The organism is Arthrobacter sp. NPDC080073, from assembly GCF_040686575.1.
Taxonomy (GTDB): Bacteria; Actinomycetota; Actinomycetes; order Actinomycetales; family Micrococcaceae; genus Arthrobacter.
On the sequence record NZ_JBFBKR010000011.1, the window covers coordinates 65801 to 90901 of the forward strand.

Annotated in this window: 24 protein-coding genes and 1 pseudogene; 17 read left to right on the forward strand and 8 right to left on the reverse strand. The window is 62.9% G+C overall.

Going from position 1 to position 25101, the window contains the following annotated elements:
* Positions 1-163 precede the first annotated feature (163 nt).
* Positions 164-964 (reverse strand): IclR family transcriptional regulator, encoded by an 801-nt coding sequence (locus tag AB0O52_RS13820; protein WP_364538428.1) that lies wholly within the window; start codon positions 962-964, stop codon positions 164-166.
* A 47-nt stretch (positions 965-1011) separates the two neighbouring features.
* On the opposite strand from AB0O52_RS13820, the gene AB0O52_RS13825 reads away from it, so the two are divergent.
* The 12 genes from AB0O52_RS13825 (at position 1012) to AB0O52_RS13880 (ending at position 12527) form a co-directional block, all read left to right on the forward strand.
* A complete protein-coding gene (locus tag AB0O52_RS13825) occupies positions 1012-2343 on the forward strand; it encodes an aromatic acid/H+ symport family MFS transporter (RefSeq protein WP_364538430.1) in 1332 nt (443 codons plus the stop codon).
* Positions 2336-3601 carry an FAD-dependent oxidoreductase gene (locus AB0O52_RS13830; protein WP_364538432.1) on the forward strand — a complete coding sequence of 422 codons (1266 nt, stop codon included), beginning with the start codon at positions 2336-2338 and terminating at the stop codon, positions 3599-3601. Before AB0O52_RS13825 ends, AB0O52_RS13830 begins: the two co-directional genes overlap by 8 nt.
* Before the next feature lie 109 nt (positions 3602-3710).
* Complete coding sequence (locus AB0O52_RS13835) at positions 3711-5147, forward strand: SPFH domain-containing protein (RefSeq protein ID WP_364538434.1); 1437 nt, start codon at positions 3711-3713, stop codon at positions 5145-5147.
* Between the two features lie 8 nt (positions 5148-5155).
* The gene (locus AB0O52_RS13840) at positions 5156-5398 is read left to right on the forward strand and encodes a hypothetical protein (RefSeq protein WP_364538435.1); all 243 of its coding nucleotides are present in this window, start codon (positions 5156-5158) and stop codon (positions 5396-5398) included.
* Positions 5399-5537: 139 nt separating this feature from the next.
* Entirely contained in the window at positions 5538-6785 is a 1248-nt protein-coding gene (locus AB0O52_RS13845; protein WP_364538437.1) for a glycosyltransferase family 1 protein, read from the forward strand.
* Entirely contained in the window at positions 6782-8221 is a 1440-nt protein-coding gene (locus tag AB0O52_RS13850; RefSeq protein WP_364538439.1) for a UDP-glucose/GDP-mannose dehydrogenase family protein, read from the forward strand. Before AB0O52_RS13845 ends, AB0O52_RS13850 begins: the two co-directional genes overlap by 4 nt.
* 279 nt (positions 8222-8500) lie before the next feature.
* Positions 8501-8767: an uberolysin/carnocyclin family circular bacteriocin gene (locus tag AB0O52_RS13855; protein WP_364538441.1), complete on the forward strand. Its 267-nt coding sequence runs from the start codon at positions 8501-8503 to the stop codon at positions 8765-8767.
* 4 nt (positions 8768-8771) lie between these two features.
* Complete coding sequence (locus AB0O52_RS13860; protein ID WP_364538443.1) at positions 8772-9332, forward strand: hypothetical protein; 561 nt, start codon at positions 8772-8774, stop codon at positions 9330-9332.
* Between the two features lie 10 nt (positions 9333-9342).
* Positions 9343-9951 carry a hypothetical protein gene (locus AB0O52_RS13865; protein ID WP_364538445.1) on the forward strand — a complete coding sequence of 203 codons (609 nt, stop codon included), beginning with the start codon at positions 9343-9345 and terminating at the stop codon, positions 9949-9951.
* A 36-nt stretch (positions 9952-9987) separates the two neighbouring features.
* Complete coding sequence (locus AB0O52_RS13870) at positions 9988-10395, forward strand: hypothetical protein (RefSeq protein WP_364538447.1); 408 nt, start codon at positions 9988-9990, stop codon at positions 10393-10395.
* A 6-nt stretch (positions 10396-10401) separates the two neighbouring features.
* Positions 10402-11931, forward strand: coding sequence for a hypothetical protein (locus tag AB0O52_RS13875; protein WP_364538449.1), 1530 nt, complete (start codon positions 10402-10404; stop codon positions 11929-11931).
* Complete coding sequence (locus tag AB0O52_RS13880) at positions 11883-12527, forward strand: ATP-binding cassette domain-containing protein (RefSeq protein WP_364538451.1); 645 nt, start codon at positions 11883-11885, stop codon at positions 12525-12527. The genes AB0O52_RS13875 and AB0O52_RS13880 overlap by 49 nt, the downstream gene beginning before the upstream one ends.
* A gap of 19 nt (positions 12528-12546) precedes the next feature.
* On the opposite strand, the gene AB0O52_RS13885 is transcribed toward AB0O52_RS13880, so the two are convergent.
* Positions 12547-14892, reverse strand: coding sequence for a LuxR C-terminal-related transcriptional regulator (locus AB0O52_RS13885; RefSeq protein WP_364538453.1), 2346 nt, complete (start codon positions 14890-14892; stop codon positions 12547-12549).
* A gap of 1100 nt (positions 14893-15992) precedes the next feature.
* Here AB0O52_RS13885 and AB0O52_RS13890 point away from each other — a divergent pair.
* On the forward strand, positions 15993-16454 hold the full coding sequence (locus AB0O52_RS13890; RefSeq protein ID WP_364538455.1) for an excalibur calcium-binding domain-containing protein: 462 nt from the start codon (positions 15993-15995) through the stop codon (positions 16452-16454).
* 358 nt (positions 16455-16812) lie between these two features.
* Here AB0O52_RS13890 and AB0O52_RS13895 read toward each other — a convergent pair whose 3' ends face one another.
* Positions 16813-17016 (reverse strand): cold-shock protein, encoded by a 204-nt coding sequence (locus AB0O52_RS13895; protein WP_028266315.1) that lies wholly within the window; start codon positions 17014-17016, stop codon positions 16813-16815.
* Between the two features lie 289 nt (positions 17017-17305).
* Here AB0O52_RS13895 and AB0O52_RS13900 point away from each other — a divergent pair, with 289 nt between their 5' ends.
* Genes AB0O52_RS13900 through AB0O52_RS13910 form a run of 3 tightly spaced genes read left to right on the forward strand, consistent with a single transcriptional unit; the run spans position 17306 to position 18766 of the window.
* Positions 17306-17575 (forward strand): type II toxin-antitoxin system prevent-host-death family antitoxin, encoded by a 270-nt coding sequence (locus AB0O52_RS13900; protein ID WP_364538457.1) that lies wholly within the window; start codon positions 17306-17308, stop codon positions 17573-17575.
* Positions 17572-17964, forward strand: coding sequence for a type II toxin-antitoxin system VapC family toxin (locus tag AB0O52_RS13905; RefSeq protein ID WP_364538459.1), 393 nt, complete (start codon positions 17572-17574; stop codon positions 17962-17964). Before AB0O52_RS13900 ends, AB0O52_RS13905 begins: the two co-directional genes overlap by 4 nt.
* A gap of 37 nt (positions 17965-18001) precedes the next feature.
* Positions 18002-18766, forward strand: coding sequence for an alpha/beta hydrolase (locus AB0O52_RS13910; RefSeq protein ID WP_364538461.1), 765 nt, complete (start codon positions 18002-18004; stop codon positions 18764-18766).
* Between the two features lie 525 nt (positions 18767-19291).
* Here the strand turns inward: AB0O52_RS13910 and AB0O52_RS13915 are convergent.
* The 4 genes from AB0O52_RS13915 to AB0O52_RS13930 all read right to left on the reverse strand — a co-directional run bounded on the left by AB0O52_RS13915 (position 19292) and on the right by AB0O52_RS13930 (position 21861).
* Positions 19292-19540, reverse strand: a complete 249-nt coding sequence (locus AB0O52_RS13915; RefSeq protein WP_364538463.1) for a hypothetical protein — start codon at positions 19538-19540, stop codon at positions 19292-19294.
* Positions 19541-19622: 82 nt separating this feature from the next.
* Positions 19623-20234: a glyoxalase gene (locus AB0O52_RS13920; RefSeq protein ID WP_364538465.1), complete on the reverse strand. Its 612-nt coding sequence runs from the start codon at positions 20232-20234 to the stop codon at positions 19623-19625.
* A gap of 92 nt (positions 20235-20326) precedes the next feature.
* Positions 20327-20686 carry a VOC family protein gene (locus tag AB0O52_RS13925; RefSeq protein ID WP_364538467.1) on the reverse strand — a complete coding sequence of 120 codons (360 nt, stop codon included), beginning with the start codon at positions 20684-20686 and terminating at the stop codon, positions 20327-20329.
* Between the two features lie 65 nt (positions 20687-20751).
* Positions 20752-21861: a hypothetical protein gene (locus AB0O52_RS13930; RefSeq protein ID WP_364538469.1), complete on the reverse strand. Its 1110-nt coding sequence runs from the start codon at positions 21859-21861 to the stop codon at positions 20752-20754.
* Between the two features lie 350 nt (positions 21862-22211).
* Here AB0O52_RS13930 and AB0O52_RS13935 point away from each other — a divergent pair.
* Positions 22212-23441 (forward strand): annotated as a pseudogene (locus tag AB0O52_RS13935) (NAD(P)/FAD-dependent oxidoreductase); the annotation flags it as partial.
* A 238-nt stretch (positions 23442-23679) separates the two neighbouring features.
* On the opposite strand, the gene AB0O52_RS13940 reads toward AB0O52_RS13935, so the two are convergent.
* The gene (locus tag AB0O52_RS13940) at positions 23680-25044 is read right to left on the reverse strand and encodes an MFS transporter (protein WP_364538471.1); all 1365 of its coding nucleotides are present in this window, start codon (positions 25042-25044) and stop codon (positions 23680-23682) included.
* Positions 25045-25101: the final 57 nt, after the last annotated feature.

Consider the following 25101-nt stretch of genomic DNA (forward strand, 5'->3'; position numbering starts at 1 on the left):
TAGAGGGGTACGGGGCAGTTTTTGGCGTACTCCAAGACCCTAGGGAAGCCCCCAAGTGATCTCCAGCATATTCTGCTAGCCAGAATCCGCTGGCCCAACTGACTGGCAGTAGATGTCGTTACGGGCCCTCAAAACGACATCGACTGCGAGTCAGTTGGGTGCGCTACGGCTCGGACTCGGCCGGATTGGCGGCGATGTCGATCTCCAATTGGCGCTGGGTTTCGCGCAGGATGCCCACGAGTCCGCTGTCGAAGAGCCTGCGGAACCTTGCCACGGGAGTCGCGACGCTCAGCGCACCCACGGCAACACCTCGCCCGTTATGGAGGGCCACCCCTAAAGCGCTGATTCCTTCCTCGGTGCCCTCGAAATTCGCGGCGAAACCGTTGCTCCGGATCGTCTCAAGCTCACGGAGGAAGGCTGGATATTCGGCGTCGGGAATGTTGTCCCCGCCAATCTCGGCATTGTGGCTGCGGAACAACTGCTCAATCATGGCGGGCTCCAGCTCGGCCAGCAGCGCCTTGCCCCCCGAGGCCTTGTTCGCGGGCAGCACGGTTCCCTGCCGGTCACCTACCCGCAGGGCGTTGGTCCCTTCCACCGTGGCAAGGAACCTCACCTTGGTACCCACACGCACCATGAGGTTGACGGTCTCGTTGATCCGGCCGCTCAGGAGTTCCATGTGCGGCTGGGCCACTGTACGCAGCAAACGGGTCCAACTAAGTCCTGCCGGCCCGACCCCCATGGCCGGCCCGGGCACGTAGCGGCGGGTCTCGTCCTGGACCGCGAACCCCCGGTAGACGAGCATGGCCAACAGCCGGTGGGCAGTGGACGGGGCAACGCCCAGTTCCGCGGCGGCGTCCTTGAGCCGCAGGCTGCCGCCGTCGCGCAAGAGCTGGAGGAGTTGCAGGGCGTTGTCCACGGCCTCGATGGAGTAGGCCGGTTTCTTGCGGGCTGGAAGATTCTGCACAACAGAATTCTATTGGTGCCGGGGAGCGTGGCCCACACAGTGGTGGGATGAATCACACACCATCCGCTGCAGCGCCGGAGCGGACCCACCGGCCCCACTCTCCCGAACCCTCCGCCCGGTTCTCCAAGCGTTCCGCCACCGCTGTGCTGGTCTGCTGGTTGCTGGTTGTTTTCGACGGCTATGACCTCATCGTCTACGGCACGGTGCAATCGTCCCTCATCACCGAGACAGGCTGGGGGCTCACCAAAGCCACGGCCGGCACGGTCGGTTCGATGGCGTTCCTGGGCATGATGATCGGAGCCATCTTCGCCGGCAGGATGTCGGACAGTTGGGGCCGCCGACGGACCATCATCGCCTGCGCCGCCCTGTTTTCGCTCTTCACCATCCTGTGTGCGTTCTCCCCGAACGCCTTCGTCTTCGGGGGCTTGCGTTTGCTGGCCGGCATCGGCCTGGGCGGCCTTGTCCCTTCGGCCAATGCCTTGGTCGCGGAGCTGGTCCCCGCCAAATGGCGGTCCACCATCGCCACGTTGATGATGTCCGGAGTGCCGATTGGCGGCTCGGTTGCCGCCTTGGCAGGCATTCCACTGATTCCCGCATTCGGCTGGCCGGTCATGTTCCTGGTGGCCGCGGTGGCCCTGCTCGTGGTGGTTCCGCTGGGCCTGCGCTTCCTCCCGGAGACGCTCCCGGAAAGCCTCACGAAGCTGCCGCCTACGGAAAAGGCAAAACAAACTGTGGGCTTCAAGTCCTTGCTCAGGTCCCCGTACCTCGGCATGAGCCTCCTGTTCGCGATCTCCACCCTCGTGACGCTCTTTGCCTGGTACGGCCTGGGCACGTGGGTCCCGAACCTGATGCAACTGGCCGGCTACAACCTCGGATCAGCCCTGACGTTCGCGCTGGCACTCAACCTCGGTGCCGTCGTCGGCTCGGTGGCCACCGCTTGGGCGGGAACCCGCTTCGGTCCGATCCCGACGGCGATCGCGGCAGCCGCCGTCGCCGCCGTCGCGCTGGCCGTACTCGTGGCGGGGCCGCCCGTAGGGCTTGTCTACGTCATGTTGGTGCTGGCCGGGGTCGGAACGCACGGAACCCAGTGCCTCATCATCGCGGCGGTGGCCAGCCATTACCCGGCGCACTTGCGGGGCACAGCGCTTGGCTGGGCGCTCGGCGTCGGCCGCATCGGCGCGGTCGCAGCTCCCCAGGTTGGCGGGCTGCTGCTGGCGGCCGGGCTGGGCGTCAACTCGAACTTCCTGGCATTTGCCGGGGCCGCCGCCGTCGCGGCCACCCTGCTCGGCATCATCGGCTCGAAAATCAAAACCACGAAAATCAAAACCGCGAAAAACCAATCCAAAAGCACCACCTCTCTAGGAGCAAGCAATGTCTGACCGCAAACCGTCCACTGAAGTCCTCGTCGTCGGCGGAGGGATGGCTGGCCTTGCCGGCGCCCTGGCCCTCCGCGCAAACGGCGCAGAGGTGACGCTGGTTGAGCGGGCTCCCGAATTCGGCGAGGTCGGCGCGGGACTGCAGATGGCACCCAACGCCTCCCGCGTCCTGAAGCGTTGGGGCCTCCTCGAGAAGGCGCTCGAAATCGGCGTCCGGCCCAAGCATCTGGTGTTCCGCGATGCCCTGACCGGTGAGGAACTCACGCGTCAGACCCTCGGAGGCGAGTTCGAGGAGCGCTATGGCGCCCCGTACGTGGTCATCCACCGCAGCGACCTGCACCGGATCCTGTTGGAGGCCTGCCAGGACGCCGGCGTCCGCCTCGTCAACGACGTCGTCGTCGAGAAAGTCGAGACCGTGAACGGCCGCGGCCTGGCGCATGCCTCGAGTGGCGACGTTTACGAGGCCGACGTCGTGATCGGCGCCGACGGCCTCAAGTCCACGCTCCGCGCCGCCGTCGCGCAGGACGGGCCGGTGTCCTCGTCGTACGTCGCCTATCGCGGAACGGTGCCCATCACGGCTGAGACCCCGGCAGCCGATCTCGAAGACGTCGTTGTCTACCTCGGGCCGGACTGCCACCTCGTGCAATACCCGCTGCGCAAAGGCGAACTGCTCAACACCGTGGCAGTTTTCAAGTCGCCCTCATTCGAGCGCGGGGAGGAGCAGTACGGTGGCGTCGACGAACTCGAGGCCGCTTACAAGGACTGCATTCCGGCAGTCCAGCTCGCGCTGCGGAACCTTGCGACCGGCATCCGCTGGCCCATGTACGATCGCGATCCCATCGAGAACTGGATCGACGGCCGTTTGGTTTTGATGGGCGATGCTGCGCACCCCATGCTCCAGTACTTGGCCCAGGGTGCCTGCCAGGCGCTTGAAGACGCCGCGGTCCTCGAGGACTCCACCGTCGGCTCCGTGTTCACCGACGACGGCGTGGACACCCGTGCTTGGGACCGCGCCATCAGCGATTTCAACTCAGCCCGCGCAGCGCGCACAGCCCGCGTCCAGCGCACCGCGCGTGTCTGGGGCGAGTCCTGGCACGTGTCCGGCGTCGCGCGCATCTTGCGGAACCTGCTGTTCAAGAGCCGCAAGGACGGCGACTTCCAGTACAACGATTGGCTGTACGGCCAAGGGGGCGACGGCGTCCCGGCCGTTCCAGCGGACGGTACGGCGAGGACAGAAACGCTGGTGGGAACGCACGCCTAGCAGCATCCGTTGTGTCAATTGTAAGTAAACAAATTGCTGGACTCCTGGAGCAGACCACCGCAGACTGACTACACGAGCCGCTTGGGTGCTTGCCGTTGAAAGGACAGTTATGTTCGACCTCGTTGCTTATCTCCCCCTTCTTGTCACCGTAGTGGGGGTAGTTGTCGCCGTTGCCGTCATTAGGCTTCTCATCAAATTGATGTGGAAGGTGGCTGAACCAAACGAGGCACTGATCATTTCCGGCCTGACCCGCGGAAGTGCCGACACCAGGGACGGAATGGATTTCAAAATCGTCACCGGAAAGGGTGCCTTGGTGGTTCCCGGGCTCCAGACCGTGAGGACTTTATCCCTGACGTTGAATGAAACAGAGCTTCAGGTCAACTGCGTGACCTCGCAAGGTATCCAGGTGATTGTGGAGGGCGTGGTTATTTACAAAATCGGTGACGCCGCGCCTTTCATTGCGAACGCCGCGAGGAGGTTTCTCGGCCAGCAGCCCAAAATGGAAAGCCAGGTCTACAACGTCTTTGAAGGGCATTTGCGCTCGATCATTGGCAGCATGACCATGGAAGAGATCATCCGCGAGCGGGACAAACTCGCTTCCCTAGTCCGCAGCGCGAGCGGCATAGAAATGGAAAAGCTTGGCTTGGTGGTTGATTCCCTCCAAATCAAGGACCTCCAGGACCCCACGGGCTACATCCAAAACCTGGCCAAACCGCATATTGCCCAGGTCAAAATGGAGGCCCGCATCGCCGAGGCCACTAGAAACCGCGAGGCCGCGGAGAAGGAAGCCGAGGCAGCTGCCCAGATCGCGGACGCCCAGAGCCTTTCGGCGATCAAGCAATCAGCGGCCCAGGCCAATGCCGAGACCGCCAGGGCCAACGCCGCGCAGGCAGGTCCGTTGGCCGATGCCACGGCACGCCAGCAAGTTGTGGTCCAGGAAACCGAGGTGGCCAAGCTGGAGGCGGACCGCGAGGAGCAAAAGCTCCAGACGTCCATCCGAAAGCCTGCGGATGCGAAGGCATACGCCCAGCGGACCGAGGCTGAAGCCCAAAAGGCGGCCGACATCAGCGCGTCCGAGGCGCGGGCGAGGCGAACGGAGCTCGAGGCCCAGGCGAACGCCCGCAAGGTGGAGGTCGAAGCGCAGGCCAACGCCACGGCGGCGGCCGCCATTGCGGGAGCTACGAAGATCACCGGTGAAGCCGAAGCCGCAGCCACCCGTGCCCGCGGCGACGCTGCAGCCTCCGCCATCAAGGCCAAGTCCTTGGCGGAAGCGGATGGCATCAAAGCCCGTGCCGAGGCGCTCGGAACCAACCAAGAGGCCGTTATCTCCCAGCAGCTTGCGGAGAACATGCCCGCGATCGTGGCTGCCGCGGCTGAACCCTTTGCCCATGTGGGGCAAATGACGGTCCTCAATGGTGGCGAGGGCCTCAACAGCATGGTGGGTGGGATCCTGTCTCAGGTAGGCAACTACCTGCCGTCGATCACAGCTGCGCTCAAGAACGGCAAGGAACCGGCCAAGCGGCCCACCAAAGCCCCTGACGCATAGGGAAACCGATGCACAAAGAGGTGGACAAGAGCCTGACGGGCAAAATCGGCAGGGTTACGGGTCGCATCGGGCCGGGCACTGTGGGGGAAGTGATGCTGCCGTTCCACGGCGGCACGAGCGCCTTCCACGCTCACCCATTCGACAAGAGCAGTGTTTTCAACGTGGGTGACGAGGTGCTGGTCATCTATTACGAGCCGCCGGGGACAGTATTCGTCGACGAATTGCCGGACGTTCTGAGGCCAGCAAAATAGAGCGGGCCCGGCAAAAGCTGAGGGCGGCTGCTTAGCCGCCCTCAGCCCGGTAGTCACTGACCAAATTGTTAACCAAACCTTCCCCCTGCCGTCACGCCCATTCCCCCGCTTCGCCAACCTCCGCGCACACCGTGGAGGGGTGAGGATCGCTATCGTTGCCGAATCATTCCTGCCGCTCATGAACGGGGTAACCCACTCCATCCTGCGGGTACTGGAGCATCTGCAAGAGCGCGGCGACGAAGTGATGGTGATAGCGCCGTCGACGTCGGACACTGCTGTCTCGGACGTCGTGAACGGCGCTTTTGTCCACCGTCTCCCCTCCGTACCCTTGGCCGGATACACAAATGTGCGGGTGGCGTTGGGCGGTGTGAGCCGGGTCAAGAGAATCCTTGCCGACTACGCACCGGACGTCGTCCACCTCGCGTCCCCGTTCGTCCTCGGATGGCGGGCCGTGCAGGCCGCGCACCAGCTCGGCATCCCCACGGTTGCCATCTACCAAACCGAGGTTCCCAGCTACGCCGCCCGGTATGGCGTCCCCATCCTGGAGAACTGGGCATGGAACCGGGTGGACAACATCCATCTTCGTGCAGACCGGACATTGGTCCCGTCCACATTCGCGCTCAACCAGTTGCGCGGCCGCGGGATCTTGAGGGTGGGCATGTGGCGGCGCGGTGTGGATACCGCGCGGTTCTCCCCCACCAGGCGCTCGACGGCGTGGCGCGCCTCCGTGGCGCCCCGCGGCGAGCGCATCATCGGCTATGTCGGCCGCCTCGCGGTGGAGAAGCAGGTGGAGGACCTTGCCGTGCTGGCGGACCTGCCGGGAACCAGGCTTGTCATTGTGGGCGACGGTCCGCAACGCGCTGCCCTCGAAGCAGCCCTGCCGAACGCCTTCTTCACCGGGTTCCTGGGCGGCGACGAACTGGCCCAAGTCGTGGCGGGCCTTGACCTCTTCGTTCATCCCGGCGAGTTCGAGACGTTTTGCCAGACCATCCAGGAGGCCATGGCCTCGGGCGTTCCCGTCGTGGCCACCGGCCGTGGCGGTCCCCTCGATCTCGTGGAAAACTCGCGCACCGGCTGGCTCTACGAACCGGGAGACCTCGAGCAGCTGCGCGGCTACGTGCAGGACCTGGTGGGCGACGACGCCAAGCGCCGCGCATTCGGAACGGCAGCACTCGCTTCGGTCCAAGGACGGACCTGGCCGGTGCTGAGCGCCCAACTCGTCCGGCATTACGAGGCCGTGATCGCCGGCGAAGCACTCGTGGAGCCGGCCGCTGCGCCCAGCCACCCGCAGCCGGCCGCTGCGCCCAGCCACCCGCAGGCGACCGAGTTTCAGGCGGCCGAGCCCGCCATCATTTCCGTGACTTCCAGCAAAGGACTTCCAGCATGAAAATCTCCGTTGTGGGCTGCGGCTATCTTGGCGCGGTACATGCCGCCACGCTCGCGTCGATGGGCCACACCGTAGTGGGCATCGACGTCGACGCCCAGAAGGTGGCCCACCTGAACAAGGGCTTCGCTCCCTTCCACGAACCCGGCCTCGATGAACTTCTCCGGGACGGCTTCGCCACCAAGCGGCTTACGTTCTCCACCGATTTCGCCGATGCCGCCGACGCGCGGGCGCACTTCCTCTGCGTGGGCACCCCGCAGTCCAAGACCTCGGATACCGCGGACCTCTCCTACGTAATCGCAGCCACGAAGAGCCTCCTCCCCTATCTGGCGAGGGGCGCCGCCGTCGTCGGCAAATCCACCGTTCCTGTGGGAACAGTGGACATGCTCCGCGGCATCCTTGCCCGCAGGCCGGATGTCCTGCTCGGTTGGAACCCCGAATTCCTGCGCCAGGGCACGGCCGTGAAAGATTCGTTGGTACCGGATCGTTTGGTGTACGGCGTGCCGGGCGGCAAGGACTCTGCCGACGGCGCCTGCGTCACGGCCGCCCTCGACGCCGTCTACGAACCGCTGATTTCCGCCGGGATCCCGCGGCTGGTGTGCAACTTCGCGACTGCCGAGCTCATCAAGTCCGCCTCCAATGCGTACCTCGCCACGAAGCTCAGCTTCATCAACGCGATGGCCGAGCTTTGCGACGCCTCAGGGGCCGACGTCACCGAGCTCAGTGAGGCGATGGGCCTGGATCCGCGCATCGGCAACCGCTACCTGCACGCAGGACTGGGTTTCGGCGGCGGCTGCTTGCCGAAGGACATCCGTTCCTTCCGCGCACAGGCACAAGCGTTGTCCGTGCCTTCGGTTGATGAGTGGATGGGGGTGGTCGATTCGATCAATCTGGGCCAGCGCGCCCGCGCCGTGGACGTCGCCAGTGAAATGTGCAAGGGCTTCCTCTCCGGCCGCACCGTCACCGTGCTGGGTGCGGCCTTCAAGCCGGACACCGACGACATCCGTGACTCCCCCGCCCTTGACGTCGCACTCCAACTGGCCGCGGCCGGCGCCCACGTGACCGTGACCGATCCCAAGGCCATCAACAATGCCTGGATGCGCTACCCCCAGCTCCGCTTCGAAGCGTCCACGACGCGCGCTCTCGAAGGCGCGGAGCTCGTGCTGCTGCTCACCGAATGGGACGAATACCGCGCCCTGTCACCGGCCGCCGTCGGTTCGCTCGTACGACGCCGGATGGTGCTGGACGCGCGGAACGTCCTGGACGCCGGAGCATGGCGGGCGCAAGGCTGGACGGTCCGGGGACTCGGAACCGGTTCCTACGGTGAGCCTTCGGAGCCGATCTCTGAAGTCAAACCTCCGGTCGTTCCTGTCGAACCGCTCAACACGAGGCCGTTCATTGTCGGGTCCCCGGCCAAGGCACCGTCGACGAGACGGTAGCTTTGGCTTGCCGCGGCAGTAATGGGCGGCCGCGGGAGGCCCTCCGTGTTTTCCCCCGAAATACACGGAGACGGGCCCGCACGCACACGGAGATCCGGCTTGTTTACACTGAGAAACGGCCCTGGGCACACTGATTTTTCGCTTTTCTACACTTAGACGCCAATTTCACCGAGAGAATCTGATCGTGGATGGCCTTCCTCTGAGGAGGGTCGCCGCTTTCAAGGCCAGCGATACCGTTGGCCGTTCTACTCGAGAAATGGGGTTGAAGTGGAATCAACAATGAGGAAAAGGACCGGGCTTCAAGCGGCGGCCGCCGCGGCGCTGGGTGTGGTCGGCATCTTCAGCGCGAGCTTGGCTGTTTCATGGATCGCCGGGTCCCTTGGCATCTCTGCCGCGGCGGCGTCCCAGATCATGCACGCCATCGAGGTCGGAGGCTGGGCTCTCGTTGTCATCGGCACGATCTTCGGGGCAGGAATCACTGGTGCCTTGATCGCAACGGCTCGAAGCGTCCTCTTCCGCATCGGCCGGGCGCAAGCAGTCGCCTGAATCGATGCTTGCTAAGACAGCACGCGTGCTTGGGGGCATCCCTGGATGGTTGCTCCCAAGCACGGGCCTGGCCATGGCAGTCATTGCCGTCTTCGGCTACTCGGCAGTGGACCTGTCCTGGATTCGGGACGCCAGGGATATGGGTGGGAGTCCCTTCTACAGCAAAGACTTCCTCCAGATCCTTGGGCGGAACGTCGGCGCAGCCTTGGTGCTCTATTCCGGGGTCGCGACCCTTGGGCTGACGACGCTTCTCGGAGCCGGAATCCTGGCGCTGTATGTCGGAGCGACGGTATCCCTCGGGGTGCATTCCGTCGGCGGCGCCGGCCTGGTTGCCGACGTGATTTGGTATGTGCCGTTCGAGTTCTTCGGCCTGGTACTGGCGGCAACCGCCGGATTGCAGCCCGCCGCGGGTCTGGCCCGCAGGCTGCTGATGAAGAGCGAGCCGGCAACTGTGCGGTCGTTCATCGACGACATGGCCCGTTCCCTCGGCACTTTTGCCATTGCCCTCGCCCTGATAGTCCTCGGGGCCGCCATCGAGGCCACCGTGATCCAGCTAAGGAGCTGAGGAGGAATACATGACCAGCACGGAGGACGGCCGGGAGTCCGAAACCGTCATCAGCGTCGCGAAGGTCGGAAAGTTGCGGCCCGAGCCAACGGCAGCCAGGGAATGGGTCTCCACGTCCCGTTCTCTGTGGATCGCGGGCTACATTCTGTTGATGGCTTTGGTAGCCCTGCGGCTTCCCCTGACCAGAAAGTATCTCAACGCGAACGTTCCGGCGGACGTACGGTCGGAAATCGGGGACGATCGCCTGCTGCATCTCTCCATGACGGTCGGCACCGTTTTGTTCTTCCTTGTCTACGCGGTAATCATCGCTTTGTACTTTTCGCTCGCGGCGTTCCTGGACAAACGCGTGATCCCGGGAAAATCGGTACTTGCCGGTCGCCTCAATATCGGGGCCTTCTTTGTGATCGCCATTCTCGCCACGATTCCGGTGAATCTATTCAGCGTTGTTTTCGGTGTCATCCAACCGCGGGAGATCCCCGGATATTGGGCCTATTTCCCCTCGATCGCGGTTCTTGCCCTGGCGATCTTCTTCCCACATTGGCGCGGGTTTTCCACAGGCAGGAAGATCCTCGTTGTGCTTTCAGCCATAGCTCTGTCAACAATAGTCGCTATCGGCTGACCTTCCCCCACCACCACCCACGGACAGAAACTCCCAATGACTACTCAGCTTTACAGCCTTCTTCTACGAATCGTTGGCCTCATGGTCGCTGCGTTCTCGTGCATTTCCGTCGGCCTCATTTGGACTTCCCCTGCCCCGGACGGCCTCAACAATATTGATCCATTGGCCCTGAAGAACACGACCGTCACCATACTTCTTGTCTTCGCAGTGGCGGCGCCCCTGTTTGCGGCCTTCAGCCCGCCCGGGAAATGGCTACCGCTCAAGGCGGCCGTTTTCGCCGTCGCCGGTTTTGCCAACGCGGCGGCCCTCAGTCCGCTAATAGTTGTCCCGTTCCAGGGAACGACGTCGGCAATCGCCGTCGTCTGCGCGCTCGGGCTTGCGGTCCTCACCCTTGTGGCCTTCATGGACTCAGTCCAGAAGAAGAGTCCCCGGAGCAAGTTCTAGGCGCTGATGAGGACCAGAGTCTCTGCCGCCGACGTCGAAGGCCAGGTTTCGAACGCCAGGGTCACTGCCGCGTCAGTCCGGCGGTCCGATTACCGGATCCTGCGGGACTTCCGGGCGTTCGAAATCGTCAATGCGATGCGTTTGCCACTCACCCTGGACGCCTTCAGGGCCCTCGCAATCTTAGGATCAATAGCCCTGGTCCTGTTCGGAACGATGGTGTTCGCGTCCACGATGTCTGTTCTTCGCGACGGCCCGCTCCGCCATGACACGGCCGCTGTGCTCAATTGGGGATTCCTCGCGATCCTCTACTCCGCTGTCGCGACAGTGCTCACCGAGGTAGTTTCAAGCCGGCGGCTGGCAGTCTCCGGTACTCCGCATTTGGAGCTCTTCCGGGCGATGGAACTTCCCCTCGCGCAGGTTGTCGTCAGATACGGCCTGGTCCCGGCGCTCCGCCGCACTGGCATCCTTTGGTATTCGGCCGCTGTATTCCTCATGGTCTTCTTCGAAGAATCCTCGAGCTACCTCAACGTCGTGGCTGCATCGGTCTCCGTCCTGACTCTCGCCTCCTGTGCGTGCGCCTACTGCGTTCTCCACTTCGCTTCAACTCCTGCACGGCGGATAGGCCTCCGTTGGCTGAATTGTCTCTTGGCCCTCATCCTCGGATTGTTGCTCGGGGCTGCCACCGGCTTCCTCGTGCCCCGGCTCTCCCGGCTCGACGGCCTTGCCGACGACCCCTCGCGTTTCCTTCCGGGATTGTGCTTTCTGGGGGCCGTCGTTTCCGGGGTGTTGCTCCTCCTCAGCATCCGGGCGTGGCGCCGCCTCAGCTACCGCAAGCTTTCCCTCGGCATCGGACGGGGCGGCAGCCAACGTCCGGTGCGAAATTTCGGGGTATTCGTTGTCACTGATCTGTTGAGCAGCAAACAGGGCTCCGTGATCACTACCATCGTGCTCGCCTGGATCGCCGTCGTTGGCATCCTCCTGGGAGCCCGGGACATCCTTCCCCTGCCCTCGGCTCTCGGCGGCGGGGAACTGCATAAGGGCTTGATTGGTATTGCCGTGCTCCTGAGTCTGGGGATCACGGAACCGATGCTTTATCGGATCGGGCCCACTGCGAAGCTGTACCACTACCGCTTTGCGTGGGAGAACGGCGTCCCGGCCACTGCGATCGTTGTCCGGCTCGTCGGAATCTACGTTATGGCGGGGGCGATCATCGGTGGATTTGTCTTCCTAGGGGCACTTCTCGTCTTGGACCTTCCGGCTCCCGGTGCTGTTTTCGCGGGTTTGATCGTCGCAGCGTCCGGAGTGGTCGCGGAATCGCTCTCCCGTCCGCCAACCACTACTGACGGCACCAAATCCAACGATGTGATGGACGGCCTCTTCACGCTCCTCCTGATTTCTCCTTGCTCGCTCATCCTTGTTGTCGGCCCTGCGTTCAGCACCGTGCTGTTGTTGGGCTATTCCATCCTTTTGACCCTGGGAGCCGCCGTATGCCTGCACCAACGTCTTTTGAGGCTTCGATCGAAATTGATTCTGTAACCGCCGGCTACCGGGAAGGCTCACCCGTCCTGGACGGACTCAGTCTCAGCATGGACGAGCCGGGGCTCTACCGGGTGGCCGGCAGCAATGGCAGCGGTAAATCGACTCTCCTGGAGCTCATCAGCGGCTTTCTCCAACCTTGGGCCGGGAGCGTTCGCCTGTGCGGCATCGACGCTGGCTCGCCCGACGCGCGCCATGTACGGAGCGTCTGCCGAACGACGCCGGCGCTCTACCCCTCCATGACCGTTCACGATCATCTGGCTCTTGCAGCCCGCTGCCGTCAGGTTGGCCCGGAGGCCGGGGTCACCCGACTGGTCAGATACGGATTGGAGGACTGGGTGGAGCAGCCCGTATCCATGCTGTCGACAGGCAATATCCGCAAACTCTGGCTGCTCATGTGCACTGTCGCCGATACCCCTGTGGTCGCCATCGATGAACCTTTCAACGGTTTGGACGTTCGAGGTATCGAGGCCTTGATCGAGGAGCTCGGCGAGTGGGCACAGCACAAAGTAGTTGTCCTCATTTCCCACACAGTCCCGGAGCAGCTGACCGTTAGGCATTCCTTCGTCTTCAAGCAGGAAAGTGGAACGTTCTAGATCGAAGCCAGCATGCTGCTCACTCGGAAAGCCGCTTCTCGCGGAAGGGAGACGAATCCCGGACAAGGTCAAAGAGTGCGGTGCGGGACGGGCTTCCCGTTTTGCGCAGCGCGTTTGAGATGTGGCTTTCCACGGTCCTGATACTGATTCCCAGGTGCTCGGCGATCTCGGGGTTGGATCGATGACCGGCAAGGGATGCTATCTCGATTTCCCGGACTGTCAGGGGCGAATAGCTTCCCGAACTAAACGCGATGGGCTCATCCGCCGAGGGAAATCGTGTCGCGAACATGGAGTACGCCCGGTCCATCGCGGCCGCACCGATGGTGTTGTCTACGAATGCATACCGCTTGAATGCACCGCGGAGAAGCATCCGTACCTGGTAGAAATCGGCGTCCGGCTCGTAATGCTCGAGCAGCATGCCCAGCATTTGGTGGTCGTCCTCCACGACCGCACCAGCAATTGCCAAAAGCTGATCATGTGACGAGGACGAGCCGTGCTCTTTCAAGGTTTGCCGAAGCAGATCGAGAACGTGGCGGCCAGGGAGCAGGCACGTGAAGAACAATGCGGAATAGATCGCCTCCAGGACATACCCACGTTCGAGCTGCCGTTGAATGAGTTTCGCGGCTTTCCCGTCGAATACCGCGGGGATGAGGGGCCGCGCGGCGACGAGTTCGTACACTCCCCTCGCGGTCCCGGGGAGCGGTCCAATGTCTTCAGCTTCGCGCCGCGCCTGGGTGGCAAGGGTAGCTGCGGGCAAGATCGCGGACGTCGCCGTCCTCAGTCCAGCGAGCCTGAGCATGGCGTCGTGGAGGGAAGCCACCAGGAAGCCGGGCCGCCCCATGGCAAAGATGCTGCCCATGAGGTACTCGGCATCGTCGAAATAGCCGCGGTAGATCAGGGCTTGGGCAGCCACATAGGTGTTGGAAACCATCCCGAATTGGTCAAGGTTACGGCGGGCTTCTGCGCGCTGGTCAAGCGCAAAGACAATTGCCTCCTCACTCCGGCCCGAGCTGAACAATGCCATTCCGCGGATGAACGGTTCGATTCCGGGAATGCCCCGTAGTCCGGCTGAAGTGTCGATGGCTTTGAGCGCGGCGGAAGGGTTGAATCGGTAGAGTTCCAGAATGCCTCGGATGCTGGATATGACACCGCTTTCCGGGTGACGATCGCGTAGCTGCGCGAACATTTCGTCGAGGTTCTCGGGCATTCGATCGTAGGACGCCATGAGGAAAAGTTCCGCGGCTTCGGCTTCTGCGGCCCATTCGGGACGTTCCTTCCCGAAGCTCCTGAGGATGCCGGCTGCAGAATCCAGTCCTTTGCCCTTATGGATCGCCCAAAGTGCTTTGGTAAAGGCCAGGAACAGGAGATCGCACGGGTCTCCCTCCGAGGTCAAGGTCTGCGCAAGCACGCGCTCAATTCTCGAGGCGTCAATCGGCGAGCCCCAATAAACGCTCAGAAGCGCCACGGCATTCGGTACTGATCTGTCGGCGTCCCACAGCTCGTAGCGCTGACGCTCCAGAACGGAGATCTGCTCCTGAAAATGGCGCGCAGTGGCTGCGTCGTCGGAGCTCCGTTCGAGGCGCAGCGCGGCCAGAACCCGCATCAGCGAATCAGCCGAGTTGACGTCAGCGTGGGGGTCCTGCGGCAAAGCACTGAGGGCTCGCGTGATTCGACTCTTCAGGACCTGCCTGCTTGTGAGCACCCTCTGACCACGGAAATAGTCGGCCAGGAGGGGCGGGGTAATCACAGCGCAGACAGTGTTGTGGAGATCCTCTATGACGGAAATCAGGCCGCGTTGTTCGAGCCTGTCGAGAACGTCGGAATGGACTACCTGTTGCAGCACATCGAGGGGCGTGGTCCCGGCGATGGCCATCGCCTGAAGGCCTGTGAGTTCGTCGGGTTCAAGTCCTTCCAGGAGGGATTCCACCGTGCCATGGAGGTGGTCATTCCACAAAGTGTCGCCTGTCATGTGCCACTGACCATGGCGAAGGACAATCAAGCCACTGAGGGATGCAGTTTCAGCGATGCGAACCACAAGCCGGGGGTTCCCTGCCGATTTCGTCAGGATCCGGGCTGTGGTGTCTGTGTCTGCAGGAGCACCCAGAGTCTCGGTGAGGAGCACGTTCACCTGCTCGTAGCGAAGCGGATTCAGGTGAACCCTGGCTTCCGGACCCGGGCTGAGCATCGCACGTTGTGCCATCGAGTAGATGGAAGACTCGCTCATGGTGACGATCATGGGCCGTTTTGTCCGACGCCGGACGGCGTCGAGAACCGCTACCGTTTCGGTGTCGACGAACTCGAGGTCATCGACTACAAGGACGCGCTCCCCTGGCGTGGAGAGCCGGCTTGCCAAGGTGTCCGCCACACCTAGAACTCCCAGTTGGCCTATTCGAATATCCAGGCTCAGGCTATGTATTCCGCCAAATGGTATTCCGCGATGTGAGCGGAGTCCCGAAATGGAGTAAACCGTTGCTCCGGTATTTTCCAGATCGGCAATAGCCTTTTGGACAACACTTGTACGCCCGCTGCCAGGCGCGCCCACAATTCGAACCATCATTCCGCGAGCAACGTAGTCCAGCGTTCGCCGAACTTCCTGATCGAACACTCGCGATCCAACTTTCTCTGACGCGCTGATCCAGCACTATCCGGTCCCTAGGTGGTGCGAGGTCCAGACGGTTCAACTGTTTCCTGCCCGAAGCCGGGCTTTGGCAGGCGGACATCCAGCCACTCCCTCGGAATCCCCCGGGTGCGCTGACGAACCTCGTTCCAAGGGCAACCGTAAAGTCCGGTACTGCCATCTAAGTGGTGTTTTGGCGAAACTCAGTGTGCGCGGGGAGGCGTCTCCGTGTGCCGACGTGGGGTTTTGTTTCGCATCTACGTGTGCGCCGATGAAAACTCAGTGTTCCCCTGGCGTCCAAAGAAGTGAGGTTTGGCAGTTGTTTCTCCATGGCTCTCCTGATGGTGGTCTCTTGCTTTCGACGCTACGGGGCTTTCGTGGCCGCCTCCAGATCGAACCTCTCGCATGTGGATATTTATTCGAATCTTCTTTTTCTCGTTCGAACATAGTTTCTAATCAAGATCCGGTGCCATGCTGTTGAGGGCTCCGTCAAGGGGACCTCCCATCCATGTGGACAACTTCTTCTTTTCTTGCATTTCGAGTGCTAGGATCTGCAGACATTCGCGTCAAAAACTGAATCATGGGGGCAATAAATGAATACTCGCGCGCCTGAAAACAACGGGGAAATAAAGCACGCGTCGCACGACCTTTTGAAATCTCGCAAAGCTGCATTCAAGGTCTTCGCCATCGTCACATCAACAGCCGCAGCGCTCTCCCTTGCCGCGTGCGGCGGAGCCAGCCCGACAATTTCGCAGGCCGGCGCTTCGCAATCAGCATCAGCATCCGCCTCGGCGACACCAACTCCTACGCCAACGCCGACACCGACCGCGCCAAAGTCCGCGTCCTGCGTGACGGAAAACGCAAAGGAGAGCTATCCACCCAAGGAGTTCATTTGCACCAAGTCCGACGCGGGAGTCCTGCTCTGGATGGAACGCTCGGAGTCCAAGAAGGTAACGGATGCACGTGCGGCAGCAGCCGCAGCGGCGGCGAAGGCGGCGGCCGACAAGGCTGCGGCCGACAAGGCTGCGGCGGACAAGGCGGCAGCGGACCAAGCTGCGGCAGCTCAGGCTGCTGCCGATGCCGCGGCGGCGCAGGCGGCGGCGCAAGCGAAGGCCGACGCCGATGCTGCCGCAGTGAAGGCACAACAAGACCAAGCCCAGGCCAGGCAGGTACAGCCACCGGCGCCGTCGTCCGTTTACTACGCGAACTGTACGGCCGCCCGGGCCGCCGGCGCCGCACCTATCTATCGGGGCCAGCCGGGTTACCGGCCCGCGCTGGACAGGGATAACGACGGGATAGCCTGCGAATAAGGGCTACCCAGGACAACCTAGGGACACAGCCGGGTACTGCTGGATCACCCTCTTCGCCGAAGTTGCCGGTCCCGTGATTCCGCGGGCCCGGCAATTTGTCCATTCGAGTGATTGAGCAGAATCCATCGTCCGAGCGAAGACAATCCCGGGACGGACACGACCAAACCCCGGGCCGAGCGCTACAGCAAAGCTCGACGACACGCCGAATCCCTGTCGACACCAGGATTCAGGTGTCGACAGGGATCTAGCGCATCCCCGGGTAATTTGCGCGTCGCGAAGTGGGGGTCACACAACCCGGAAAGAGGCGCAAAAAAGCAGGGCCGGTCACTGACCGGCCCTGCTTTTTGAAATCCGAAGCTTAGAGAGCCTGGATGTTTACTGCCTGGGGACCCTTGGGGCCCTGCTCGACGTCGAAGGAAACCTTCTGGTTCTCTTCAAGGGAGCGGTAGCCGCCCGAGTTGATTGCAGAGTAGTGAGCGAAAACGTCCTGGCTGCCATCTTCCGGGGAGATGAAGCCGAAGCCCTTTTCAGAGTTGAACCACTTGACGATACCTGTAGCCATTTTTTCAGTTTCCTTACTGAAGGTGGAGGTTGTCCCGACTGTCGGGCCTCCGGTGTGGGGTGTTCTCCACCGTTACTTCAGAAGGTCGCGGTTGATGGACCGCGGGAACTGCCTGAACTACCAAATGCCAAACACAACAACAGCTACAAGCATACAGGGCTTTGGGCGGATGGCTACTATTTGTCAAAAACTTCATCGGTCGCGCGCCGCCAAGCGCGTATCCCGTGGCCTGTGCAAACCACCCGCCGCACCGCACTCTCCGGCAGTGCTACGATTGCTACGGAGGCACATGATGACCACAATCCCGCACCGCGAACTCCGCAACAACAGCAGCAAGATTCTGGAGCGCGTCAAAAACGGCGAAATCATCGACGTGACCAATAATGGAGAAATTGCGGCCACGCTCATTCCGCCTTCCTCGTCGCCGTTCGAACGGTTGCTGCAGTCAGGCGGCGTCCGCCCTGCCGCTGAGAGTCCTGTGGATTTCGGGCTCGTGCCCCGCATCCGGAGTGAGATGAGCACCTCGGACATGCTGGCCGATCTGCGTCGTGATCGGTGATCACTTATGTGGACACCTCGGCGATCCTCAAGCTGGTGGTCGACGAACCGGAATCAGCTGCCGCCGCTGAGTATCTCTCGACTGCGGCCTCAAGCGGAGACCGCCTTGTCGCGTCAATGCTGCTGTATCCCGAGCTTCATTGCGCGGCGCGGCGGCGGGGACTGGGCGCAGAACCCGTCAATACCGTCCTGAGCGGCATCAATCTCGTGGATATCGCCCGTTCCGATCTGATGTACGCGGCCGCCCTTCCTGGCCGTCTCCGGAGCGCGGATGCGATCCATCTGGCAACAGCGATCAGGCTCCAGGCTGATCTGATGATCGCTTACGACGGCGAGCTTCTCGCCGCTGCGGTTGACGCCGGTGTCACTGTCCTCTCGCCTGGAAAGTAGCCCTCCTTTCCCGCGCCAACCGGCGTAGAGTTCCGCAATGAAGCCGATTCGGGTTGTCCTTCTTCCGGGGAGCGTCCTTCCCGCCGAGCCCGCCTACGGGGCGCTGATCGAAGCGCTTGGGCCTGACGTGGACGCCGTCGCGAAGGACCTGGAACTGTACGACGGCGACGAGCCGCCGCCGGGCTGGAGCCTGGACACCGAAATCGACGGTGTGCTTCGCGAGGCCGACTCCCGCGGCTGGGAGGCGTTCCATTTACTCGGCTATTCGGGAGGCGGAGCCGCCGCTTTGGCGTTCGCTGCCAAGCATCCACAGCGACTGCTCAGCCTCACGCTCCTGGAGCCCGCATGGGCCGGGAGTTGGAACTGGAGTCCGGCGCACGCCAAACTCTGGAAGGAATATGAAGCGCTCGAGACGCTTCCCCCTGCGCAGTTCATGGCCGCGTTCATGAGGCTGGGAGTGAAGCCCGACGTCGTCCTTCCGCCGCCGCCTGAGGGCGGACCACCGCCGTGGATGGCCAAGCGGCCGGCGGGGATCAGGGCATTTCTGCGGGACTTCAAGGTTTACGACCTGGATAAGGCCCGACTCGCCGCGTTCGACCGGCCAGTGTTCTTCGTGCTCGGCGGCCTAAGTAACCCGGACGACTATGGCGAGGTTGCCGAGCGGCTGTCCACGGTGTTCCCGGACTTCCGCCTCGAAGTGTTCCCGGACCGCCACCACTTTGATCCCCCGCACCGGATCGAACCCGATCGCCTTGGCGCGTTGCTGCGGGAGCATTGGGAACGTGCCGATCGAGTTGTTTAACGGATGCGATCCATCTGGCAACCGCGATCAGGCGCCAGGCTGATCTGATGATCGCTTACGACGGCGACCTTCTCGCCGGTGCGGTTGATGCCGGGTCACCGTCCTCTCGCCTGGATAGTAGCCCTTTCGTCTGCCATAAGTGCTGATCGCGAAGTTTCGATCGACCGCAAATTTACTGTCGGCGACTGCGAATTCGAACGAGGATAATTATCGCGACGACTCCCGCTATCAAGCACGAGATTGAGCCAGCCGCCAAGAAGTACTTCTCAATCAGCGTCATTCTCGTAAGTTCAAGGTAGTCGTGGTAAGGGATCAGGCCAATCTTTGCGTCATGCTGTGAGTATCGTAGAAGTACGTCAAGAGGCTAACGCCTGAAACGGCGGCACCTAGAATCGCGATTGTGATTGAAAACTTTAAAGCAGTTTTCATCTTGGATGCCGTCACGAAGGCCTCCCCACTAGAACTGCTGCTCAATTGAACGGGTCCAGGCTCCGCTGGTTCCGATGGAACTCGCGGTAGGCCACCTTAGGAAATCGAAGGTCGCTTCCGATGCTTCACGCTTGTTGCGATCCAAGCCACCGGGCCGATGAGCGGAATGAACAGGACCAACAAGAGCCAGAGGACGAGTTCCCGATTAGTCAGACTTCCGGCGCTGCGCGCGAGCACAATCAGGGCCCAGACAAAGACGACTACTGCGGCGAAAGCCAGCACCGTCGCGATGGCTTCGTACCCCGTTGGAGCGAGAACGTCGTTACCGGTTGAGAGAAAAAGCACGGCCCTTCCTTCGCGTTTAGGTGTGACTAAGCTATCACTTACGAGCCTCAAGGGCCTTGAACGAGCCGAGACATCGCCCGCCTCACGCTGACGCGGGCTCCCACGCGAATCCGTCCGGGTCGGTGAACGGGCCGGCGTCGCTGCCGATCGCGAGTCGATGCGATCCTGTTCCGTCGGGAGAGACACCGGCGTCCTTGGCGAGGGCGCGGCGAGCGTAGAGCCCGAGCTGGACGGGACTCGACGGCATCGCGAACTCGACGTACTTACCGAAGGTCTTCCCAACGGAGAGGCCCCGGTCGGCGTAGAACCGTTTGCTCGCGGAAACGTCCGCCACCGCCATCAGGAGCACGATCTTGTCGACCTCCCGGGCGGCCGGACCGCTGTCCTTCGTCGCCGACGTCGCGACCTTCCAGATCGCGCCATCCGGAGCCTGCACGACGCCGCCGACGCCCCACAATGACTTTGCGACCGGCTTCAGCGTCGTGGCGCCGGCTTCCACCGCGGAATCGATCAGGTTGTTGACGGTAGATGGCTGTGAGACTACGAGCGACAGCGTGAACCCGCGGAAACCGTCAGTAGGAGCGTCCGAGGCGCGCACGCGCACCCGCGGACCCAATCCGAAAGCGGCGTCGTAGAAGGCTGTGGCGGCGGTAGGGTCAGGAACTTCGAGGGTGACTGATTCGATGGCGGTCATGGCAGATCCTTCAGTGAGGTGGGTTGCTTCGTGCTTTCGACGTTATGCCGAGGCCGCACTGACCGCTTCTTCAATCCTGACCGATGTTGTCATCAGTCCAAGCAGAGGCAAAAAGGATGACCGGCGGGGTCAAGGAACACCCGGAATGACGTTCCCGGCTGGTATTCGTGCTTGGTCGCGCCGAGCTCGAGCACAGCTGCCTCAGCGGTGTCGAGGTCATCGACTACGACATCGAGGTGCATCTGCTGCGGGACGTCCTGGCCGGGCCACTGTGGCGCCCTGTAGGAGTCGACTCTCTGGAAGGCCAGCGAATCGCCGTACTCGGCGCGGACTGACCACCAATCGTCGTCGTTCCGCTCGATTTTCCACTCGAGCAGGGCGCTGTAGAACTCGGCCAAGGTCTTGGGATCGGGACAGTCGAGTACGACCACGGGGAAGCGTGCGATAGCCATGGCCAACACTCTAGGACCGATTCAGGAGGATTGCATCGGCACTTCCGGCTGAGGCAAGGCGCGTCTCAGCGCGTGGCCATCGGTGTGGGGGTCGATGCCGGAAGCGCGGCGAGGTTCCTGTAGAGATCCGAGTCGCGCGTGGTGTGCCCGTGATCGTCGGTGACGTAGACCTCGAACGTGAAGGTGCTGTCATCGTGGTCGAGCGTGAACTGTATCGAGGGGTTCTTTACGGAAATTGTCCCTTGCGAGACGATTCGGCCGTAGTTCTGCTCCGGAACGCTGAGATCCGTGCCGTGCTGCGCAGGGTCACGGATGAAGTATCGGACCGTGTAAGGCGCCGACGGCAAGGACCGTATGGTCGGGAAGAAGGTGAAATCCCTCGTGCCGGTCGCCGGATACACCATCGCACGCCATTGGAAGGAGGTCACGGCCGGGGTGAGCGCGTCGTCGAGGTCGCGGATGCCGGTGCGGTTCGTTTGGGCGTCGAAGCTGCGGTTGTCGAAGCCGGTGCGGCTATGGCCCGAGGCTTTGGCGACAGGTCCGAGACCGAAGCCGAGGCTTAGACCGAGCCCGATCGAAACGACCGGGAGGAGGATCGCCCACATGCGAGCGCGGCGCTGCAGACCTGTCCGCAGGGCCTGCCGGTGCATCGAGAGCGTGTAGGGTACGGCGCCGGCGGGAATGGCTCTCGAGTACGGGCCGCTGGCAGCTCGGGTCCAGGCCTCAATGTACGCGGCACGCGGCGGCAGGGGAGCTTCCGTGCCGCCGACCGGATTCCAGTAAGACAGGAATGGCAGCGGCAGGTCCCGGAGCCGGTCGTACCAGTCTTTGGTCGTGAAGGTCGGCACCATGCGGTACTGGACTCCCCCGCGAGCGGGGTACTGGTGGAGGTAGGCATGGAAGTCTTCAATCTGCATGCGTCCGACCCGGACCTGGACAACGAATGCCCTCGTCACGATCGCCTCGTCCCGCGTGAGGGTGACCCACTCTCCCGCATGCCAGAGCAGGACGGCGCCCGAGATCGCCGAAATTACTGCTCCCGCTAGGATGAGCGCCTCGACCCAAAACGGGATGATCGTCCCGTCGCTCTCGTTGACGAGAATCGAGCCGGCGACCGCTGCCACTGCGATCACCACGAGGCCCGCGCCGAGGACCGCACCAGCCCAACGCGGCATCCGCAGTGCACGAATCTGGGCTGGAAGATCATCCTCTCGGAACTGATCACCGGAATTCGGAACGAACATCGCTACCCCCAACATCCAACGGGAAAGGCCCCGAGGTCGATGCTCCCATAAGCCGCCCCAGCTGGATGGTCAAATGAAAAATCTTGGGCAATTCTTCGACAAAACCTTGCACTTCCGGCTGGGGGCCCGCACCTCCCGCACCCGAATCACTGAGCGTAAAGTTCTGCCAAGGGACCGGAAGGATCGCTCATGGAGACTGACCCGCCCACAGCCGTACAACAGAACAGAGCCGCACAACAGAACAGGGCCGCTCAACAGGACCGCCCCGTCGAAATCGACCGCTTGTAGTCGGTGGAGGCCAAGCGGGACTGGCCACGAGCTACTTCCTCAGCCGGGCCGGCGTCGAGCACTTGGTCCTTGAACGGCGAGCCGCGCTGGGTGGCGCGTGGCAGGATCGCTGGGATGCGTTCGTGCTGAACACCCCGAACTTCTCACTGGACTTGCCGGGCATGCCGTATACGGGGTCGGACCCGGAGGCGTTCATGGCGCGCGACGACGCCGTGGACTATTTCCGCGACTATGCGCGGAGGATCGGCGCCCCGGTCCGGACCGGCACGGACGTCACGCGGATCTCGACGTCGGACGGCGGCTTCAGCGTCGAAACGTCCGACGGCGGCTGGCGGGCACGCAATGTGGTGCTGGCGACCGGCGCGTACCAGATACCGAAGATCCCGCCACTGGCCTCCGGACTTCCCGGGAGCGTCCTGCAGCTTCACACGCACGACTACCGCAATCCGGAGCAACTGCCCGACGGCGCTGTGCTGATTGTCGGGACCGGGCAGTCAGGCGGCCAGATCGCGGAAGACCTGCTCGAGGCCGGGCGTGAGGTGCATCTGGCGGTGTCGATGTGTCCGGAGGCGCCGCGCCGGTATCGCGGGCACGACATCATTTATTGGATCCTGCAAGCCGGAATCCACGGACCCGAGTACGGGGTCAACGCCCTGACGGTCGGGCAGCTGCCCTCCCCCGCGGCACGGTTCGCCTGCAACCCCCTGCTCTCCGGCACCGACGGCGGCCACGACATCCACCTCCGCGAGCTCGGCCGCAAGGGCGTGCGGCTGCACGGGCACCTGGAAGCAGCCGACGACGGCGAACTCGCCTTCACGGACGACCTCCCCGAACGCTTGGCAACAGTCGAGGCCGGGTTCGGCCAGCGCATGGGTCGTGCGCTCGACACCTACATCGCCGCCGCAGGAATCGACGCGCCCGAACACCCGCAGGCGCCCGCGGACGACTGGCTACCGGTTTCCTCGCCTGCTCTGCTGAACCTGGCCGGCGAGAACATCACCACGGTCCTGTGGGCCACCGGCTACAAGCTCGACCTTGGTTTTGTGGACATTCCTGTTCTGGATGCATGGAGCTACCCGCGACAAGTCCGCGGCGTCACCGAATGTCCGGGGCTGTACGTGGTCGGCCTGCCGTGGCTGACCGGGCACTACTCATCGATTGTCGGCGGGGTGGGCGTGGACGCGGAGTATGTTGCGGGGTGCGTGGCTGGGCACCTCCGATGAAGACCGAGCGAACATAGATGTCATTAACGAGGCACCACGTGTGCGGCTCACCACGACAGGGACGAGCGGAGCGCCATCCTAGTCAGGCAATGAACCGAATTTCCAAACCGCAATGACGGCACCTCCGAACACAGCAACCGAGACGAAGTAGCTCATCACGCGTCCGCACGGCGAGAACTCTTGGGGGGACCAGGAGTTCTCGCCGTGCGGAGGGTGTTTGTGGCGGGGTTCGGGTTTGTTAGTCCTTGCGGACTTTGCTGGGGTCGACGTTCCGGGCGGCGAAGATCAGCAGGCCGGAGGCCAGGATGGGGATGACGCCCCACCATAGGGTGGCATTGATCCAGCCGGCGCCGGCGGCGAGGGTGGCGGTGATCAGCAGGCCGCCGATGATCGCTCCGACTTGGCCGGAGGCGTTGATGATGGAACTGCCGGTTGCCCGGGTGTGGACGGGGAAGCTTTCGCCCGTGAAGAACAGCAGGGCGGAGAAGGGGCCAATGAGGAAGAAGAGCCCGGCGCTGTAGAGCCCGATGATGAGCGGGAAGTTCCCGTTCGGTGCCTGGAGCATGGTGAAGAAGGAGACGGCACACAGGATCCAGCCGATCCCGATCGCGTTGCGGCGCCCGATCCGGTCGCCCAACCAACCGTGGAACAGGTAGCCGGCGAAGGCCGTGGCATTGGAGATGACAAGGACAAGCAGCGCGTTGTCGAACTCGATGTTCTTGCCGTCCGGTGCCGTAAGCAGCGACGTGCCGAGGATCGCGAATGCAAGGACGCCCAGCCAGTTCAGGAGGAAGGCTCCGCCGATCGTCAGGGTGGATCGCAGCGATTCCCCTCGGAACACCGAGACGAGTGGGCTGGCCTTCTCCGAGACGTCGATTCCGTATTTGTTTCCGAGCTCCTGCGCCTCTTCCACCCGGCCGTCCTTGATCATCTTGTCGATTTGGTGACGGTGGCCGAACTGGGGACTCTCCTTGAGCCAGCGTCCGGCGAGAACGATGAAGACGGCGGGGAGGGCGGCCACGGCGAAGCAGAGCGCCCACCCCCCGATCGGGAACAGCAGGTAGACGGACCCGGCTGCCAGCACGGAGCCGACCGGCCAGCCGGACTGGACGAGTGAGTAGATCAGGCCGCGGCGGCGGGCTTTGCCGGGGTCGCTCTGGTGGGCGAACATTTCGTTGAGGTAGGCCGCGTTGATGGCCTGCTCGGCGTAGCCGAGGCCCGCCAGTGAACGCACGAGGACCAGGAAGACGAGTCCCAGGCCCGCTGCGATGCCCGCAACCCAGCCGACAGTGGCGGTCAGCAGTGAGGCGACAGCGGCACCGGCGACGGCGATCAGGATGCCTTTGCGGCGGCCGATCCGGTCGACTATCGGGCCGATCGCGAAGGCCACGAGTGCGGTGCCGGCGGTCACCCAGGTGTTGATCCCCGTGGACTGCGCAGCGCTCCAGCCGAGGTCTGAGGCCAGCTTCGGCAGGAGGTTGCCGAACAGGACGAAGTCATAGACGGCGAAGGTCCAGGCGAAGAAGCAGATCCAAGTGGCCAGCCGGACATCCTTGGGCCTGACATCGGACTCGACGAATTGAAAGGTTGAGGCAGTGGACATATCGGTTCCTAATTCACGGGGATGGTTGGGGGGTGTGATGAGGATGTGATGGGTACA

Bases quoted from the DNA above. Each gene is read 5' to 3' on its own strand.
- AB0O52_RS13875 (WP_364538449.1), top strand. From the start codon at position 10,402: ATGAGGACCAGAGTCTCTGCCGCCGACGTCGAAGGCCAGGTTTCGAAC.
- AB0O52_RS13930 (WP_364538469.1), bottom strand. From the start codon at position 21,861: ATGCCGCGTTGGGCTGGTGCGGTCCTCGGCGCGGGCCTCGTGGTGATC.
- AB0O52_RS13870 (WP_364538447.1), top strand. From the start codon at position 9,988: ATGACTACTCAGCTTTACAGCCTTCTTCTACGAATCGTTGGCCTCATG.
- AB0O52_RS13855 (WP_364538441.1), top strand. From the start codon at position 8,501: ATGAGGAAAAGGACCGGGCTTCAAGCGGCGGCCGCCGCGGCGCTGGGT.
- AB0O52_RS13895 (WP_028266315.1), bottom strand. From the start codon at position 17,016: ATGGCTACAGGTATCGTCAAGTGGTTCAACTCTGAAAAGGGCTTCGGC.
- AB0O52_RS13865 (WP_364538445.1), top strand. From the start codon at position 9,343: ATGACCAGCACGGAGGACGGCCGGGAGTCCGAAACCGTCATCAGCGTC.
- AB0O52_RS13925 (WP_364538467.1), bottom strand. From the start codon at position 20,686: ATGGCTATCGCACGCTTCCCCGTGGTCGTACTCGACTGTCCCGATCCC.
- AB0O52_RS13825 (WP_364538430.1), top strand. From the start codon at position 1,012: ATGAATCACACACCATCCGCTGCAGCGCCGGAGCGGACCCACCGGCCC.
- AB0O52_RS13835 (WP_364538434.1), top strand. From the start codon at position 3,711: ATGTTCGACCTCGTTGCTTATCTCCCCCTTCTTGTCACCGTAGTGGGG.
- AB0O52_RS13860 (WP_364538443.1), top strand. From the start codon at position 8,772: ATGCTTGCTAAGACAGCACGCGTGCTTGGGGGCATCCCTGGATGGTTG.
- AB0O52_RS13840 (WP_364538435.1), top strand. From the start codon at position 5,156: ATGCACAAAGAGGTGGACAAGAGCCTGACGGGCAAAATCGGCAGGGTT.
- AB0O52_RS13850 (WP_364538439.1), top strand. From the start codon at position 6,782: ATGAAAATCTCCGTTGTGGGCTGCGGCTATCTTGGCGCGGTACATGCC.
- AB0O52_RS13880 (WP_364538451.1), top strand. From the start codon at position 11,883: ATGCCTGCACCAACGTCTTTTGAGGCTTCGATCGAAATTGATTCTGTA.
- AB0O52_RS13910 (WP_364538461.1), top strand. From the start codon at position 18,002: ATGAAGCCGATTCGGGTTGTCCTTCTTCCGGGGAGCGTCCTTCCCGCC.
- AB0O52_RS13900 (WP_364538457.1), top strand. From the start codon at position 17,306: ATGATGACCACAATCCCGCACCGCGAACTCCGCAACAACAGCAGCAAG.
- AB0O52_RS13830 (WP_364538432.1), top strand. From the start codon at position 2,336: ATGTCTGACCGCAAACCGTCCACTGAAGTCCTCGTCGTCGGCGGAGGG.
- AB0O52_RS13920 (WP_364538465.1), bottom strand. From the start codon at position 20,234: ATGACCGCCATCGAATCAGTCACCCTCGAAGTTCCTGACCCTACCGCC.
- AB0O52_RS13940 (WP_364538471.1), bottom strand. From the start codon at position 25,044: ATGTCCACTGCCTCAACCTTTCAATTCGTCGAGTCCGATGTCAGGCCC.